At 67.3% G+C, this 14,947-nt stretch carries 15 protein-coding genes and 1 tRNA gene; 6 read left to right on the top strand and 10 right to left on the bottom strand.

Annotated elements, in window-relative coordinates; translation table 11 throughout:
- Positions 1-4 precede the first annotated feature (4 nt).
- From ZRA01_RS06785 to ZRA01_RS06775, 3 genes are all read left to right on the top strand, one after another.
- A tRNA-Sec gene (locus tag ZRA01_RS06785) sits at positions 5-101 on the top strand.
- 49 nt (positions 102-150) lie between these two features.
- Positions 151-627, top strand: a complete 477-nt coding sequence (locus ZRA01_RS06780; RefSeq protein ID WP_141350576.1) for a glycine cleavage system protein H — start codon at positions 151-153, stop codon at positions 625-627.
- Positions 617-1,018 carry a DsrE family protein gene (locus ZRA01_RS06775; RefSeq protein ID WP_218028667.1) on the top strand — a complete coding sequence of 134 codons (402 nt, stop codon included), beginning with the start codon at positions 617-619 and terminating at the stop codon, positions 1,016-1,018. Before ZRA01_RS06780 ends, ZRA01_RS06775 begins: the two co-directional genes overlap by 11 nt.
- A gap of 61 nt (positions 1,019-1,079) precedes the next feature.
- On the opposite strand, the gene ZRA01_RS06770 is transcribed toward ZRA01_RS06775, so the two are convergent.
- From ZRA01_RS06770 to ZRA01_RS06740, 7 genes are all read right to left on the bottom strand, one after another.
- Positions 1,080-2,408, bottom strand: coding sequence for an NYN domain-containing protein (locus ZRA01_RS06770; RefSeq protein ID WP_141350573.1), 1,329 nt, complete (start codon positions 2,406-2,408; stop codon positions 1,080-1,082).
- Positions 2,409-2,450: 42 nt separating this feature from the next.
- Positions 2,451-2,789 (bottom strand): zinc ribbon domain-containing protein YjdM, encoded by a 339-nt coding sequence (locus tag ZRA01_RS06765; protein WP_141350570.1) that lies wholly within the window; start codon positions 2,787-2,789, stop codon positions 2,451-2,453.
- 84 nt (positions 2,790-2,873) lie between these two features.
- Positions 2,874-3,782 carry a DMT family transporter gene (locus ZRA01_RS06760; protein ID WP_141350567.1) on the bottom strand — a complete coding sequence of 303 codons (909 nt, stop codon included), beginning with the start codon at positions 3,780-3,782 and terminating at the stop codon, positions 2,874-2,876.
- Positions 3,783-3,818: 36 nt separating this feature from the next.
- Positions 3,819-6,470, bottom strand: a complete 2,652-nt coding sequence (locus ZRA01_RS06755) for an ankyrin repeat domain-containing protein (protein ID WP_141350564.1) — start codon at positions 6,468-6,470, stop codon at positions 3,819-3,821.
- 18 nt (positions 6,471-6,488) lie between these two features.
- A complete protein-coding gene (locus tag ZRA01_RS06750) occupies positions 6,489-7,424 on the bottom strand; it encodes an AEC family transporter (RefSeq protein WP_141350561.1) in 936 nt (311 codons plus the stop codon).
- A gap of 91 nt (positions 7,425-7,515) precedes the next feature.
- Entirely contained in the window at positions 7,516-9,315 is a 1,800-nt protein-coding gene (tfpB, locus tag ZRA01_RS06745) for a type IV pilus assembly ATPase TfpB (RefSeq protein ID WP_141350558.1), read from the bottom strand.
- A gap of 110 nt (positions 9,316-9,425) precedes the next feature.
- A complete protein-coding gene (locus ZRA01_RS06740) occupies positions 9,426-10,007 on the bottom strand; it encodes a hypothetical protein (RefSeq protein ID WP_141350555.1) in 582 nt (193 codons plus the stop codon).
- A gap of 150 nt (positions 10,008-10,157) precedes the next feature.
- Here ZRA01_RS06740 and ZRA01_RS06735 point away from each other — a divergent pair, with 150 nt between their 5' ends.
- Both ZRA01_RS06735 and ZRA01_RS06730 read left to right on the top strand, forming a co-directional pair.
- Positions 10,158-10,430 carry a ComEA family DNA-binding protein gene (locus ZRA01_RS06735; RefSeq protein WP_141350552.1) on the top strand — a complete coding sequence of 91 codons (273 nt, stop codon included), beginning with the start codon at positions 10,158-10,160 and terminating at the stop codon, positions 10,428-10,430.
- A gap of 170 nt (positions 10,431-10,600) precedes the next feature.
- Positions 10,601-10,840 (top strand): hypothetical protein, encoded by a 240-nt coding sequence (locus tag ZRA01_RS06730; RefSeq protein ID WP_141350549.1) that lies wholly within the window; start codon positions 10,601-10,603, stop codon positions 10,838-10,840.
- 299 nt (positions 10,841-11,139) lie between these two features.
- On the opposite strand, the gene ZRA01_RS06725 is transcribed toward ZRA01_RS06730, so the two are convergent.
- From ZRA01_RS06725 to ZRA01_RS06715, 3 genes are all read right to left on the bottom strand, one after another.
- A complete protein-coding gene (locus tag ZRA01_RS06725) occupies positions 11,140-12,273 on the bottom strand; it encodes a pyridoxal-phosphate-dependent aminotransferase family protein (protein WP_141350546.1) in 1,134 nt (377 codons plus the stop codon).
- Between the two features lie 39 nt (positions 12,274-12,312).
- Positions 12,313-12,786, bottom strand: coding sequence for an SRPBCC family protein (locus tag ZRA01_RS06720; RefSeq protein WP_141350543.1), 474 nt, complete (start codon positions 12,784-12,786; stop codon positions 12,313-12,315).
- A 377-nt stretch (positions 12,787-13,163) separates the two neighbouring features.
- A complete protein-coding gene (locus ZRA01_RS06715; RefSeq protein WP_141350540.1) occupies positions 13,164-13,433 on the bottom strand; it encodes a hypothetical protein in 270 nt (89 codons plus the stop codon).
- Positions 13,434-13,681: 248 nt separating this feature from the next.
- Here ZRA01_RS06715 and earP point away from each other — a divergent pair, with 248 nt between their 5' ends.
- Entirely contained in the window at positions 13,682-14,893 is a 1,212-nt protein-coding gene (gene earP / locus ZRA01_RS06710; RefSeq protein WP_371859286.1) for an elongation factor P maturation arginine rhamnosyltransferase EarP, read from the top strand.
- Positions 14,894-14,947 lie beyond the last annotated feature (54 nt).

The following is a 14,947-nucleotide window of genomic DNA, read 5'->3' as shown; positions in this document are numbered from 1 at the left end:
CAAAGGAAGGGATGCGTCCCCCGGTGGGGCGACTGGTCTTCAAAACCAGGAGGGGCCGTCAAGCGGTCCCTGGTGGGTTCGACTCCCATTCTCTTCCGCCACGCTTTCCGGAACCCCAGCTTCCGGCACACACATCCCGGCAACTCCACGATGGCCCTGCTGCGCGGCTGTGACTTTCCCGACGCCCTGCTCTACCACCCCGACAGCCACCTGTGGTTCGTGCCCGCGGGCGATAGCCTCTACCGCGTCGGCGTGACGCAGCTCGGTATCGCGCTGTCGGGCGAGATCCTGCTGTTCACGCCCAAGCCCGTCGGCGCCCACTGCGACGCCGGCCGTAGCTTCGGCCTGCTGGAGGCCGGCAAGACGGTGTTTCCGGTCAAGACGCCCTTCGCGGCGCGGCTGATCGAGGCCAACCCGGCCCTCGACCCCTCCGCCCGCCGCATGAACCGCGAACCCTTCGGCGCCTGGCTGGTGGTGCTGCAACCCAGCGGCGAGATCCCCCCGGGCGTGCTGCTGCCGTGGCCCGAAGCCCGGCCGGAGATCGAAAAGATCATGGACCGCTACGCCTTCCGGGATCTGGCCGACTTCTCGGCGCCGCTGTTCCACGAGGACAACCGTGATTTCTGAGGCGCCGGCACCCCCTGCCGACAAGCTGGCCATTCTGGTGTGGGCTGCCGACCCGGGCCGGCCGGAGCTCTGCGCGACGCCCTTCTACTTCGCCGCGGCGGCAGCGGCGATGGACGTGGAGGTGGAGATGTATTTCACCGCCCGCTCGGTCGAGCTGCTCCGCCGGGGCGTCGCCGAAACCCTGCAGGCCGCTGCGGGCAGCGGCAAGTCGGTGGCCGACTTCCGCCGCGAGGCCGTCGGCTTTGGCGCAAAGCTGTTTGTCTGCCCGACGGCCCTGGCGAGCCACGGCGTGGGCGAGGATGAATTGATCCCCGGCCTGGCCGGCCACGCGGGCGCTGCGGCCTTCATCGGGCGAACCCTCGACCCGGCCTGGCGGACCCTCAGCTTCTAGACCCGCCCACCGGATCAAGCTGAAAAAAGTCCGTTGGACGCGCCCGATGGCGCGTCCGGGTTCAGCCTTCGGTCTTCTCTTCGGTCTTCTTCGTGCGCCGGCTGCGGGGCTTTTTGGGCGCAGCGTCGGCAGGCGCCTCGGCCGCCACAACGGGAGCCTCGGCCGCTTCCGGCTTCTTGTCGGCCTTCTTCCGGCTGCTGCGGGCCTTCTTGGGTGCGGCAGCGGGGGCTTCGGCGGGCGGCGCTTCAAACACCGGCTCGGCAGCGGGCGCGGCGATGTCGGCAGCCGGCGTCTCCTCGACCTTGGCGGAGCGCCGCCCCTTGCGGCGCCTGTCCTGCTTGGTGGGCTCAGCCTTGGCTTCAGCTTCGGGCTCAGGCTCGGGCGCCGGGGCAGCTTCGACGACCGGCTCGGTGGGGACCTCGGCAACAAGTTCGGGGGCCGGGGCGGCCTTGCGCCCACCGCGACCGTTCCGCCGCGACGGGCGACGGCCCTCCGCCGGCAGTGCCTCGACAGACGGCTCTTCGGTGGCAACCGGCTCGATGGCCACCGGCTCGGCCTTCAGCTGGCCGCCTGCGCGGGTCACGAAGGTGCCGGACTTCTCGTCTCGCCCCACCTCCAGCAGCCCGCGGGCCTGGGCTTCGTCGAGCAGGTTGCCGAAGGCCTTGAAGCCGAAGTACGACTCGTTGAAGCCCGGCTGACGGCGCTTGATGGCGTCCTTCAGCATCGAGGCCCAGATCTTGCCGGTGTCGCCCCGCTCGGCGATCAGCGCGTCGCAGGTCTCGACGGCCATCGTGACGGCGCGGGTGCGGCGGCTGTCGAGCTCCTCGCGGCGGCGGCGTTCTTCTTCGGGGCTGCGGCGCGGCGCCGGGGCCTGGGCCTCACGGGGCTCGGGGCGGGCCGACGAGTGGCGGGTCTCGCGCACCAGGTCGTCGTAGAAGATGAACTCGTCGCAGTTGGCGATGAGCAGGTCGGAGGTGGATTGCTTCACCCCGACGCCGATCACCTGCTTGGCGTTTTCGCGCAGCTTGGAGACCAGCGGCGAAAAGTCGGAGTCGCCGCTGATGATCACGAAGGTGTCCACGTGGCTCTTGGTGTAGCAGAGGTCGAGCGCGTCGACGACCAGCCGGATGTCGGCCGAGTTCTTGCCGGACTGGCGCACGTGGGGGATTTCGATCAGCTCGAAGTTGGCCTCGTGCATCGCCGCCTTGAAGCCCTTGTAGCGATCCCAGTCGCAGTAGGCTTTCTTGACCACGATGCTGCCCTTCAGCAGCAGGCGTTCGAGCACCAGCTTGATGTCGAATTTTTCGTACTTGGCGTCGCGCACGCCGAGGGCGACGTTCTCGAAGTCGCAGAACAGGGCCATGCTGATGCTGTCGGGGCTAGAGGCCATGGGCTTCTCCGGTTGGGGACGAGGACTTGAGTTTACGCCGGCTCAGACCTTCTTGACGAACTCGGACTTCAGCCCCATCGAGCCGAAACCGTCGATCTTGCAGTCGATGTCGTGGTCGCCATCGACGAGGCGGATGTTCTTGACCTTGGTGCCGACCTTCACCACCGACGACGAACCCTTCACCTTCAGGTCCTTGACCACGGTGACGGTGTCGCCGTCCTGCAGCACGTTGCCGACCGCATCGCGGATCACCTTGACGTCCTCGGCCGCAGCCGCCGCCACCTTGGGCCACTCGTGGGCGCACTCGGGGCAGACGTAGTTGTCGCCGTCCTCGTAGGTGAATTCGGACGAACACTGGGGGCACTTGGGCAGGCTGCTCATGGGGGTTCCTTTGGCGATGATTCGGTTACGGGCGCGACGATAACCCACAAGCGGCGTGGGGACATAATTTTGCCGGTAGAAAGTTCAGCCCCCGGCCCCGCTGCGGCGGCTCGCCAGCCAGCCGAACAGCGACAACAGCGCCAGCCCGCCGCCGATCAGCACGATGCCGGCCACCTCGCTCGGCTTGAAGGCCTCGCCCAGCGTGAGGCGCGACGACAGGATCGCCACCACCGGCGTGCCGAGCACCGACAGGCTGGCCTCCCAGGCCGGCACGCGGTTGAGGATCCAGCCCCACAGCCACCAGCACAGGGCGATGCTGGCGACCGACAGAAAGGTGAGCATCAGCAGGTAATCGGGCGTCCAGTTGGTGGCCCGGCCCGGCGCCAGCTCCATCATCAGCAAGAGCGGCAGCGCGCCGAAGATCATCTGCCACATGGTGAGCACCAGCAGGTCGACCCGGTGGGCCTGGCGCAGGCGCTTGGTGAGGATCGTCCCGACCGCCCAGCACAGCGCCGCCGACAGGCCGAGCAGCTTGCTGGCCAGGCTGGTCTGCATGTTCCACGGCTCGATGATCAGCAGCAGCCCGCCGAGGGTGCTGACCGCCGCCAGCCACTGGCGGCCCTGGACGCGCTCACCGAGCAGCGGCCACGACATCAGCAGGGTCCAGATCGGCATCGTGAAGATCAGCACCGAGGTCTTGCCCGGCCCGCCCTCGACCAGCGCCGAGGTCTGCAGGATCGTGAAGCCGGACACCTGGATCAAGCCCAGCAGCAGCGTCATCCGCGGCGCCACCAGGGCCATCGACCGCCCCGTAAGGCGCACCGCCAGCACCAGCGCCAGCGCGCCGCCCACCGCCCGCTGGGCCGCCAGCGAAAACGGCGAGGCGTACTCCAGCGCCTGCTTGACCATCACCCAGGTGTAACCCCAGGTGCACGACAGCACGACGAGGGCCAACGCGGGCAGCCAGCGCTTCAGGCCTGGGAGATTGCTCATGGGTGGGGTCTCACGGGTGGAGTGGTGAAGGGGCGCTCACTGCGGGGCCTCGCAGCCCGGCGCCCGGGCACGCTGCAGGCGGCGCTCCAGATCAGCACGCTGCAGCTCGTGGGCCCGGGCCAGGGCCGCATCGAGGGCATCCGGCCGGCTGCAGCGCAGGGCCTCGACCAACGGCCCCCAGTCTTCGGCCGGCAGCCAGGGCACCAGGCTCGCCACCGTGTCGGCCGAATAGGCCGGGCGAGGGCTGCGCCGAGCCTGCAACCAGGCCATCCGGCGGCGGCGTTCCGGCAGGCTCAGCCCCGGCGCAGCGGCAAGACCGCGGACCGCCTCGTCGAGCCAGTGGGGAAACAGCCCCAGGCGTTCGGCTTCGGCCAGCGCCTCACGGTCGAGGCGGGCCAGCGCATCGAAAAATGCAGCCTTGCCGGCCGCCCAGTGGCGATCGGCAAAGACGGCCACCTCCAGCGCGCCGGACGGGCTCGGCTGGCCCCCAGCCAGCGCCGGGCACTCCGCCAGGTTCCTGAAGCTGCACTGCAGCGCCAGCGCATCGAACAGCGCATCGCCGGGGCCGGCGGGCTTGAACGCCAGGCCGCCGTCCGCGTTGAATTGGGGGATGAAGACCTCGATGGCCCGCTGGCCGCAGGTGCCGTAATCGACCTCCAGCGCGGCAAAGCCCGCCAGCCCGGCGCCGGCGAGGCGAATGAGCTGCAGCGGGCCGACCGGCACCTCGCCAGCGACCAGCCGCCAGCCGCCGCCCTCCTGCCCCAGCGCGGCAACACGCTGGGCGTCGGCGCAGGGGGTCAGCCGGTTCACGCCCTGGCTGAAGCTCTCGTCGTCGATGTACTGCCGCCCACCGCCGCTGCCACCGCTCGCCAGCCATTCACAGGCTGCGGCCCCCGGCCGGGCGACGGGCTGGATGGCGTCGATGGCGAACTCACCTCCCTCCGCGTCCTTCAGCTGCCCGGACACGGCCAGCGCCCGGCGCAGCCCGGGGCCAGGCCGGGCGCTGCAGGCCAGCGGGGCCGGCTCCACCTGGCGGCGCAGTGCCGCAGGCGCCGGCTTGACCCAGCCCTGGGCGAGGGCCAGCGCGACGCCGGGCGCGGGGTTTTCCAGCGCAAACTCGGCGGCCAGCCAGCGGGGCTGCCCGACCCGGCCCGCGTGGGCGGCGAGGAGGCGCGCCTTGGCGAGAAAATCCGGGTCGTGGTGATACAGGCCGCGATAACTCAGGCGCCGGGCCTCGGGATCTTCGATCGGGCCCACCGACAGGGGCGCCACCAACCATGTCGGCGCACGTCGGGCGATCTCGGGCTGGTGGCGGGCGATCAGCGGCCAGACCCGTTCCAGGTTGGCCGGCTCCAGGCCGTTCAGCCAGTCGGCCCAATGGCGGTCGGCCGGGCGGTAGCCCAGCGCGAACCAACGCGGCCAGAGTTCGGACGGCACCACATACAGGAAGGCCACGTCGCCGGCCGGCGGCAAGGGCGCGACGAGACGGTCGGTGAGGGCCGTCCAGCGGGCCAGACGACCGGCGCGATCCCTGGCGTCCCGGCCGGCGAGGCGGGAATATCCCCAGCGCTCGAACACGCTCTCCAGTTTCCCCGCCAGCTGCGCTGGCGCCATCTGGGCGAGGGCCCAGTCGAGGTCGGCCTGCGGCCAGTCGGCGCTGGCCGTCAGCCATTCGACGAGGATCGCGTCATCGTGGAGCGCAGACCGCAAGGCGCCGGGCGGCACCGCCCGCAGCAGCGCAACGCCCGCCGGCGCCCGCAGCGCATGGCGCAGGTACAGGCGGAGGGCCGCCGGCTCGCCCCACGGGCTGCGCAGCCCGGCCGCCAGCAGGCCTGCCGCCCGGCCCGGCGTGGTGGCCTGGATCGCCAGCCACGGCAGCACCGGCTGGCCGAGGCGCTGCTCGATGTCCTGCCAGTGGCGTGCCGGGAGCTTGTCCGGCGAAACACTGCCTTCGATCCGCAGGCAGCCGGCCGCGGACGGGCCAAACGTACCCGCCGCCAGCCGGCCTTCGTCGCCGGCCAGCAAGGCCCCGGCCAGCGCTGCCTGCCCGGAGCACAGGGCATGCTGCAACAGGGCACCGGCCAAGTCGGGATCGTTGCCGAAGGACGGCAAGGCGACCCGCCGGCCGAACAGCCCGGCCGTCCGGCTGGCGGAAGCGAGGGCGTAGGGCCAGATCGCGCGGGCCTTTTCCTGCGGCGACAGCGCAGCGTAGGCGGGCAGGTGCAGAAGGGTGTCGACCAGCTTCCAGGCACCCGCGGCCACGGCCACCCCCAGCGCATCGGGAGGCGGAAAGCCCGTGGGCGCCTCCGCGGCGTCGCGCACCCGCAGGCGGGGATCGGCGCCGTTGGCAAGCAGCCAGCGGGCGGTGACGTGCATACCGGCCCGGATCGAGTGGTGCAGCGGCGTGCCCAGCTGGCGATAGGCGTCGAGGCTGGCGCCGCGGCGCTTCTGGCGGGCCAGGAAGGCGATCAGCGCCGCCTCGTCCGCGTCGTCCGTGAAACCCGGCGGCGGCGTGGGGGCTGCGCCTTCGGGCACCAGGGCGTCCATCGAGAACAAGGCGTCCAGCGCCGCGCGGGTGGCCAGGGAGCGATCCTCGATCGTCAGGGCCGGCGCCGCGGCAAAGGCGGATTCAAGCGGTGCCAGCAGCAGCAATCCGGCAAGGCAAGCGGGCAGGAGGCGCTGGCGCATCGCTGATTCGCTCAGGAGTCAGCCCAGCAGGCTGACGATCAGCGGCGTGGTGAGCGCCGACAGCATGGTGGACAAAATCAGGCTGCCCGCCACCGGGCCTTCGAGCACCTTGAAGTGGCGCGCCATCAGATACACGTTGGCTCCCACCGCCAGCGAGGCCAGCAACACCACCACCTGGGTCTCGAGGGGTGGCAGCCCGAGCAGCCGGGCCAGCAGCCACACCACCAGCGGCTGCACCAGCAGCTTGACCGCGGTGATCGCGGTGCTGATCTGCCAGCCCTCGCGGATGCCATATTCGGCCAGGCCCATGCCGAGCACGATCATCGCCAGCGGCGCCGCGGCGGTGGCCACCATCGCCAGCGGCTGGTCGATAAGCTCGGGCACCGGCAGCCCGGACAGGCCGAACAGGGTACCCGACAGGATGCTCGCGACGATGGGCGTCGTCAGCACCGCCTTGAGCGTCTTGACGAAACCATGGGCGGTGAAGCTGCCGTGCCGCGCCCATTCCACCGACACGGTGACCAGCGTCCACAGGGTGAGCGAGTTGAACACCAGCACCAGCGCCACCGACGGCAGCGCCGCCTCGCCCAGCGCCACTTTGGCCAGCGGGATGCCCAGCAGCACGTTGTTGGAAAACACCCCGCCCAGCCCGAACAGCGACTGCCCCGCTCCGTCCAGCCCAAAAAACTTCCAGGCCAGCAGGCGGCCGAGGACGAAGACGATCAGGCAGCTGCCGAAAAAAGCCGCCAACAGGCGCGCATCCACCGGCGGCAGGCGCGACAGGTCGCTCATCATGCGGAACAGCATCGCCGGCATCGCCACCGAGAAGACGAAGCGCGACAGGTTGTCCGACATCGCCGTTGGCCAACCGGAAAAACGCATCAGCCCGTAGCCGACAAAAACCAGCGCGAACAGCGGTGCAGCCAGGGAAAGCTGGTGGAGAAATGCGGACATCGAAGGAAATCAGGGGCTTGCGATCAGCAGGAGGCTGCAGGATAGCCGAAGCACCGCCCGGGCGCTGTCCGCATTAGCCCTGACCCTGGCGCTAGTCGGCCACCTCGGCGGGCGGGGCGACCTTCACCACTTCCGCCAGGGTCGTGATGCCGGCGGCCACCTTCAAGGCCCCCGACAGGCGCAGCGGCTTCATGCCCTCGCGGATCGCCTGCTCGCGAATCCGGGCCAGGTCGATCTGGCCGCTGGTCGTTTTTTTGAGCTCGGGCGACATCAGCAGGATCTCGTACAGCCCGATCCGCCCCATGTAGCCGGTCATGCGGCACTCGATGCAGCCCACGGCGCGGTGGAAAACCTTGGGCCGCGGCGCCTTCCAGGGGGTTACAAGGTGATCCCAGATCGCCTCCTCATCAGCGGTCGGCGGGTGGGCCTCCTTGCAATGGGGGCACAGGATGCGCACCAGGCGCTGGGCCATGATGCCGAGCACGGTGGCGTTAAGCAGATAGGCCGGCACGCCCAGGTCGAGCATCCGGGTGAGCGCCGCCGGAGCGTCGTTGGTGTGCAGCGTGGACAGCACCAGGTGCCCGGTGAGCGCCGCCTGGATCGCCATCTCGGCGGTCTGCAGGTCGCGGATCTCGCCCACCATGATGATGTCCGGGTCCTGCCGCATCAGCGCCCGCACGCCTTCGGCGAAGCCCAGGTCGATGGCCTGGTGCACCTGCATCTGGTTGAAGGCCGGCTCGACCATCTCGATCGGGTCTTCGATGGTGCACACGTTCACCTCGGGGGTGGCGAGCTGCTTGAGGGTCGAGTAAAGCGTGGTCGTCTTGCCCGAACCGGTCGGCCCGGTGACCAGGATGATGCCATTGGGCTGCCCGGCGATCGAATGCCAGCGAGCTTCGTCCTGCTCCGAGAAGCCCAGCTCGGCCATGTTGCGCACCAGCACCTCGGGGTCGAAGATGCGCATCACCAGCTTCTCGCCGAAGGCGGTGGGCAGCGTGGACAACCGTAGCTCGACCTCCTTGCCGCTGGCCACGCGGGTCTTGATGCGGCCGTCCTGGGGGCGGCGCTTCTCGACCACATCCATCCGGCCGAGGATCTTGATGCGGCTGGTCATCGCCGACAGCACGCTCATCGGCATCTGGTAAACCTGATGCAGCAGCCCGTCGATGCGGAAGCGCACCAGGCCCATGTCGCGCCTCGGCTCGATGTGGATGTCGCTGGCGCGCTGCTCGAAGGCGTACTGCCACAGCCAGTCGACGATGTTGACGATGTGCCGGTCGTTGGCGTCGAACTGGCGATTGCCCTGGCCCAGATCCACCAGCTGCTCGAAGGACGTCGCCCCGATGCCGTGGGCGCCGCTCGTCTGGGCCGCCTTCTTGACCGAGCGGGCCAGGTTGTAGAACTCGACCAGGTAGCGCGCCACGTCGGCCGGGCTGGCCACCACGCGGCGGATTTCCTTTTTCAGGATGCCGGCGACCTCCTTCTCCCACTCCCGCAGGAAGGGCTGGGTCGTGGCCACCACCACCTCGCGCAGGCCCACCTGGATCGGCAGCACCCCGAAACGGGTCGCGTAGGCCGACGACATCACCCCGGTCACCGCGGCGAAGTCGATCTTCAGCGGATCGATACGCAAATAATCCAGCTCGACCCGCCCGGCCAGCCATTCGGTCAGCTCCTCGAGCCCCAGCAGGCGATGGGGCGGGTTGAGCGAAGGCCACTTCTGGCCGGCGATCACCACCAACGGATGGGCTTCGCCGGCCTTTCGGCGCTGGGCGGCCAGCAGGGCATCGGCGTCGGCCCGCGCCACCAGCCCGTCGGCGACCAGCACATCGAGAATCTCGGCAAGGCTCAGCCGGTGTTCGTGGGTGGCAAAGGTGGCGTGGCTGGACATGGAGAGCACCGGCTGGGCAAGACGGGCAAGGCCGGAAAGGCGCCGCCCGCCCGAATACTACCCAGTCCACCGGGTTTTATCCCGGCTTTGACGACGCCGGAGCGCGCTTACTACCGCGTTTCGCCCGACTGGTTGCGGTTGGTGCCAAAACCATGCCACTTGTCCGGGCCCCGCTGGAGCTCCCGGCCCGGCCCCCGCTCCGGACCACGATTGTCGGGACGGACCTCCGGGCCACGGTTCGGGGGCATCCCGCCCCCCGGCCCCAGCGGAGCCAGGGTGCGCGGCGGCGGCGCAACGCCCGGCGCCACCTGCGGGCCACTGCCCTGCCCCGGGCCGAAGGACGGCCCACGCTCGAAGCCCCGCTCCGGCCGGCGCTCGGGCTGGCGTTCGCGCCACTGCTCGTGGCCGGGTTCGAAACCGTGGCGCGGCGGTGGAGGACGCTGGATGATCACCGGGGGCGGCGAGCGCTGGATGATGACCGGCGGCGGCGTATAGCCGCGCTGGATGATCACCGTCCCCGAGCCCGGATAGCCGTAGCCCGGATAGGGCGTGGGATATGGGGCCGGATATGGTGCGGGGTAGGAATTCGGATAACGGCCATCCGGCATCGGGTAAGGGCCCGGGTCGACGGGCGCAAGCACGCAACCTGAGAGGGAGGTGGCGGCGAGCAGGACGGCAAACAGGCGTTTCATGACGCACTCCGGGGCAGACGTTGCCCATTTAACGCCGGACACTTCGTTTGGTCGCAAAAAAAATCTCTCGAAATGTTGCCGACCCCCTTGGCATTCATGTATGGACATACACTATAATGACATCGTCACTCAACCAGCGGAGCCCACACCATGAAGACCATCCTGTCCTTCCTCGCCCTCGGCCTCTTCGGCATCAACATGGCTTTTGCCGCCGTCAACCTCAACACCGCCACCGCCAGTGACCTGGACGGCATCAAGGGCATCGGCCCGTCCAAGGCCAAGGCGATCATCGATTACCGCAGCAAGAACGGCTCCTTCAAGAGCGTCGAAGACCTCAAGAACGTCAAGGGTTTCGGCGAAAAGAGCATCGCCAAGCTGAAGGGCGAACTGACCGTCAGTGGCGGGGAAAGCGTCAAGAAGTAAGCCGCCGGATCAAGCGTCTCGCCCATCCCCCCACAGCGCACGGCCACGCGGGGGCACCTGACGAGAAACGCAAACGGCGCTAAGGTTGCATTGCCAGCAGGCCCGCCTCCGAGCCTCTCACTCAGGCTCTGGCGGGCCCCATCCCGTTAACCAGCCTGACGGAGTAGACCATGACGCGCCATCACCATCGCATTTCCGTACTGCCCACGGCCTTGCTGCTCGCCCTGCTCTTGTCCCTGTCGGCCTGCGGCCTCGGCGACAGCGGCGGCGCAGCTGTCACCGCCGCCAAGCTCAAGGCCCACGAGGCCGAGGGCGCCCGGGCGACGAAGGAACAACTGGAACGACAGCTGGCCGACAGCCAGGAACAGGCCGCCCAGCGCCAGAAGGAAATCGAGGCCGCCACCCGCTGAAAGCAGCTCAAGCCGGGCCGGCTCGCCTTGCCTGCAGGGCCCCCGCAACGATGCAGGCGGATCGACGTCCCGGCTTCATCAGCCTTTTTTAACCATAAAAAACAAAGGCTTGCCAAAAAAAGCGGTTTTTCTGGCAGCAAGGCACTCGATCTTCTGCGTCAATGCGGAAGACCAAGGGCTGGCAGAAATTCCTTCAAGCTGGAAACGTCCGGTGCCCGCGCACCGATGGTTCCTCCGGGCGGAGACTGACGCAGGGCAGCAACGCCAGCCCTGCGACCCGCAAAACCGATACGGCGGTTTCAGCCCTTGATCACCGTCTCGAGGGCCGACAGGCACAGCGCGACGTTGGCCGGGCGGCTCGAATGCCCCATCAGGCCGATCCGCCACACCTTGCCAGCCAAGGCCCCGAGGCCGGCACCGATCTCCAGGCCGAATTCCTGCAGCAGACGCGTCCGCGCCGCCGCTTCATCGACACCTTCAGGCACCCACACCGAATTCAGCTGCGGCAGGCGGGCTTCCTCGCTCACCACAAAACGCATCCCCAGCGCTTCCAGGCCGGCGCGCAGGCGCAGATGGTTGTCCCGGTGGCGCGCCCAGGCGGCCTCCAGGCCCTCCTCCGCAAGAATCACCAGGGATTCGTGGAGGCCATACAGCGGATTCACCGGCGCCGTGTGGTGGTATGTGCGCTTCGCGCCGCTCCAGTAGCCCAGCACCAGGCCGAGATCCTGGAACCAGCTCGGGCAGGCACCCTGACGGCCCTTGATGCGCGCCACTGCAGCCTCCGAAAAACTCACCGGGGACAGGCCAGGGGTACACGACAGACATTTCTGGCTGCCCGAGTAGGCCGCATCGATCCCCCACTCGTCCAGCAGAACCGGCACACCGCCGAGGGACGTCACGCAGTCCATGATGGTCAGGGCACCGTGGCGCCGGGCGATCGCCGCCAGCGCCGCGGCGTCGGACAGCGCGCCGGTGGAGGTTTCTGCGTGCACGAAGGCCAGCAGTGCCGCGTCGGGGTTCGCTGCAAACGCCTCTTCGACCTTGGCCGGATCAACCGGCGCCCCCCACGGGTCTTCCACGACGACCGCCACGCCACCGAGGCGGCGGACGTTTTCGGCCATCCGTCCGCCGAAGACGCCGTTCACGCAGACGATGACCTTGTCGCCCGGGCTCACCAGATTGACGAAGCAGGTCTCCATGCCCAGGGAGCCAGGGCCCGAAACCGGAAAAGTCAGCTCGTTGCGGGTCTGGAAAGCGTAGCGGAGAAGGGTCTTGAGCTCATCCATCATCCCGACGAAAGCCGGATCCAGGTGGCCGACGGTGGGCCGGGCCAGCGCCGACAGCACCCGCGGCGGCACATCGGAAGGCCCGGGCCCCATCAGGGTTCGCACAGGCGGCTGAAAGGATCGGATCTCGGGTCTGTCGATGCTCATGAATTCTCCTGATTATCTGTTTTGCCCCTGCGACGGGCGCTATTGCGGCCGGCCAGTGGTGGCGATCATGCGGATGACGCGCACGGTATCCAGGTCCGAGGCACGGTAGGCCGATTTGACGAACTCGGACACCTGGACGCCTTCTTCCTCCGCCATGCCTTCGGACAGCGTAGTTTCGTAGGTGAAACGCAGGAACAGCCGTTCACCGTCGGGCTGTTCGAGGCTGATCTTCAGGCGCCCTCCTGCATGCTCGGGCGTCGCCGCGGATTCGAAGCACACCCACTCCTTGTGCCTGAAGGTCACGTTGTCGAGGATGCGCGCGTTGCCGAAGTGAAGTTCACGGCTCACCCGGTTCGGCGATTCTTCCCTCACCACGCAGCGGTCAAGACCGGGCAGGAACACCGTCGGTTCGTGCACCCGGTACATCAGGCCTGTCCAGACTTGTTCGAGGCCCAGGGTCTCGGCAAGGGGATCGGCGGGGTCGTTGATCTCGACGAGATGTTCGAAATACAAGGCTTGCTCCGGAAGTAAGCAGCGCAGTGTATCGGTTCTTGCTGCCCGCCGTCAGCCCTTGCTTCGTCGGATGTCACGGGAGCACTTGAAAACAAGTCTGCCGACCGGCCCTGGCCGGGGAAACCAAAGAGCTGCACTACGGTTTGTTGTTCTTGTTTTTCTTTAAATATATAAGACAACGTTAACTATGTTCCCCACTTTTCTGTGGATAACAATGTAAACGTCTTTTAAATCAAAAAGATGAGATATGTAGAAAGCTCTGGAAAGATGGCTCTGGAAGACCGGGACAAATTGGGGACGAAATTTTCAGTTTGGCGGTATCGGCCGCTTGTCCACATTTTGTGCCCGGTCAACCTGACAGTTTGTGCACAGCTCGATCACTGCATGTGGGGTATCGGGTATTTCCGCGAAAAGTAGGCATAGGTCTTGCGGAGACTGCGTTCACGGGAGATTTCGTACGCGGCGGCGGCCTCGGCGATCTGATCCTTGAACATTTCATGGAGCAGGTAGATGCCGCGGTGAGTTCGCAGAAGCTCCGAGGCCATCGCTGTGGCTTCAGCCTCTGGCAGCTGAGTCGCGTCGTTGACGATCTGGACGGTTTCCCTGTCCAGGTCGATGAAATCCAGCAGGTCGGTGATCGATAGCATCGCTGTTTCCTCGGGCTCAGGTGGGCAGGTGAGAGTGGGCGAACCGGTTTCAGGTTTGCAGAGGTTTGTTACTGGTTTTTTTATTTATATAAATAATGTTTACGTTTACGCTCTCGAAGTTTCTGTGGATAACACATAAAAACTCATATTTATCATTGGCTTGATTGATTCAAAAAGCTGTCGACAAGCGACGGGAGGGCGTGTGTGGCGATTGTTGATGAAATTCCGCCTCGCCTTGAAAGAGCGCTTTGTGCACAATCTGTGCAGGTTTTCTTCCGTATTTGTCCCCAAACTTGACGTCGAGTTCGCATCGCCCGAGCCCTGCCCTGCCCCCGCCGGCGCACTGGGACCTGTTCTGCTCCGTGGTGGACAACTTCGGTGACATCGGCGTGTGCTGGCGGTTGGCGCGCCAACTGGCAGCCGAGCACGCGATCTCCGTGCGTCTGTGGGTGGACGATCTGCGCAGCGCCGAGCGTCTGGTGCCCGCGCTGGATGCCGGACAGGCTTCCCAGCGGGTCGATGGCGTGGAGATCCGTCGCTGGGAAGCGCCATTTTTGGCGCTGGAGCCGGGGCAGGTCGTGGTGGCAGCCTTTGCCTGCCGGCTTCCCGAGGTCTTTGTCGAGGCCATGGCACGCCGCCAGCCGAGGCCGGTGTGGATAAATCTCGAGTACCTCAGCGCCGAGGGCTGGGTGGCGGACTGCCACGCACTGCCATCTCCCCACCCGCGGCTGCCCCTTGTGGAACACTTTTTCTTCCCGGGTTTCGATGGACGGACCGGTGGTGTCCTGCGCGAGGCCGATTACGCGGTGCGTCGGGCGGCCTTTTCAGAGGAGGGCTTCCGGGCCTCCGTCGGGCTCCCGGCGCGTACACCGGGTGAGTTGTGCGTTTCGCTGTTTTCCTATGAAAACGCCGGGCTTGCCGACTTGCTCGACTGCTGGAGCCGTGCAGAGCATCCCGTCACCTGCCTGGTTCCGGAAGGTAGGGTGCTGGCCAGCCTGGGCAAGGCTTTCGGTGTCGGGCACCTGGAGGCGGGCGGGCGGCTGCGCCGTGGTGCGCTGTCGGTGCAGGTGCTGCCCTTCGTCGAACAGCGCCGTTACGACGCGCTGTTGTGGGCTTGCGACCTGAACTTCGTGCGGGGGGAGGATTCCTTCGTGCGGGCCCAGTGGGCCGAGCGGCCCTTCGTCTGGCACATTTACCCCCAGGACGAGGATGCCCATCTGGTGAAGCTGGATGCCTTTCTGGAGCGCTTCGGCGCGGGTCTGGACGCTGGATCGGGCTCTGCCCTCGCCGATTTCTGGCACGCCTGGAACCGGGAGCAAGGGGTGGCTGAAGCGTGGCCGGCGTTCGAGGCCGCGCTGCCGGCATTGTCGGAACACGCTGAACGCTGGGCAGCGCAGTTGGAGGCGGCCGGGGAGCTTGCCTCAAAGCTGGTGCAATTCTGCAAACTTAAGATAGAATAATAGGTTACGTATTCTCCGTGGCACGTGCCGCGCAAACTTCAGCTCAGCAGGAAA

The organism is Zoogloea ramigera (genome assembly GCF_006539865.1).
Classification (GTDB): domain Bacteria; phylum Pseudomonadota; class Gammaproteobacteria; order Burkholderiales; family Rhodocyclaceae; genus Zoogloea; species Zoogloea ramigera.
Note: the sequence above shows the minus strand (reverse complement) of the source record. Positions and strands in the feature narration are given on the sequence as shown.

Bases quoted from the DNA above. Each gene is read 5' to 3' on its own strand.
- ZRA01_RS06760 (WP_141350567.1), bottom strand. From the start codon at position 3,782: ATGAGCAATCTCCCAGGCCTGAAGCGCTGGCTGCCCGCGTTGGCCCTC.
- ZRA01_RS06725 (WP_141350546.1), bottom strand. From the start codon at position 12,273: ATGAGCATCGACAGACCCGAGATCCGATCCTTTCAGCCGCCTGTGCGA.
- ZRA01_RS06750 (WP_141350561.1), bottom strand. From the start codon at position 7,424: ATGTCCGCATTTCTCCACCAGCTTTCCCTGGCTGCACCGCTGTTCGCG.
- ZRA01_RS06765 (WP_141350570.1), bottom strand. From the start codon at position 2,789: ATGAGCAGCCTGCCCAAGTGCCCCCAGTGTTCGTCCGAATTCACCTAC.
- tfpB (WP_141350558.1), bottom strand. From the start codon at position 9,315: ATGTCCAGCCACGCCACCTTTGCCACCCACGAACACCGGCTGAGCCTT.
- ZRA01_RS06740 (WP_141350555.1), bottom strand. From the start codon at position 10,007: ATGAAACGCCTGTTTGCCGTCCTGCTCGCCGCCACCTCCCTCTCAGGT.
- ZRA01_RS06730 (WP_141350549.1), top strand. From the start codon at position 10,601: ATGACGCGCCATCACCATCGCATTTCCGTACTGCCCACGGCCTTGCTG.
- ZRA01_RS06780 (WP_141350576.1), top strand. From the start codon at position 151: ATGGCCCTGCTGCGCGGCTGTGACTTTCCCGACGCCCTGCTCTACCAC.
- ZRA01_RS06715 (WP_141350540.1), bottom strand. From the start codon at position 13,433: ATGCTATCGATCACCGACCTGCTGGATTTCATCGACCTGGACAGGGAA.
- ZRA01_RS06735 (WP_141350552.1), top strand. From the start codon at position 10,158: ATGAAGACCATCCTGTCCTTCCTCGCCCTCGGCCTCTTCGGCATCAAC.
- ZRA01_RS06770 (WP_141350573.1), bottom strand. From the start codon at position 2,408: ATGGCCTCTAGCCCCGACAGCATCAGCATGGCCCTGTTCTGCGACTTC.
- ZRA01_RS06755 (WP_141350564.1), bottom strand. From the start codon at position 6,470: ATGCGCCAGCGCCTCCTGCCCGCTTGCCTTGCCGGATTGCTGCTGCTG.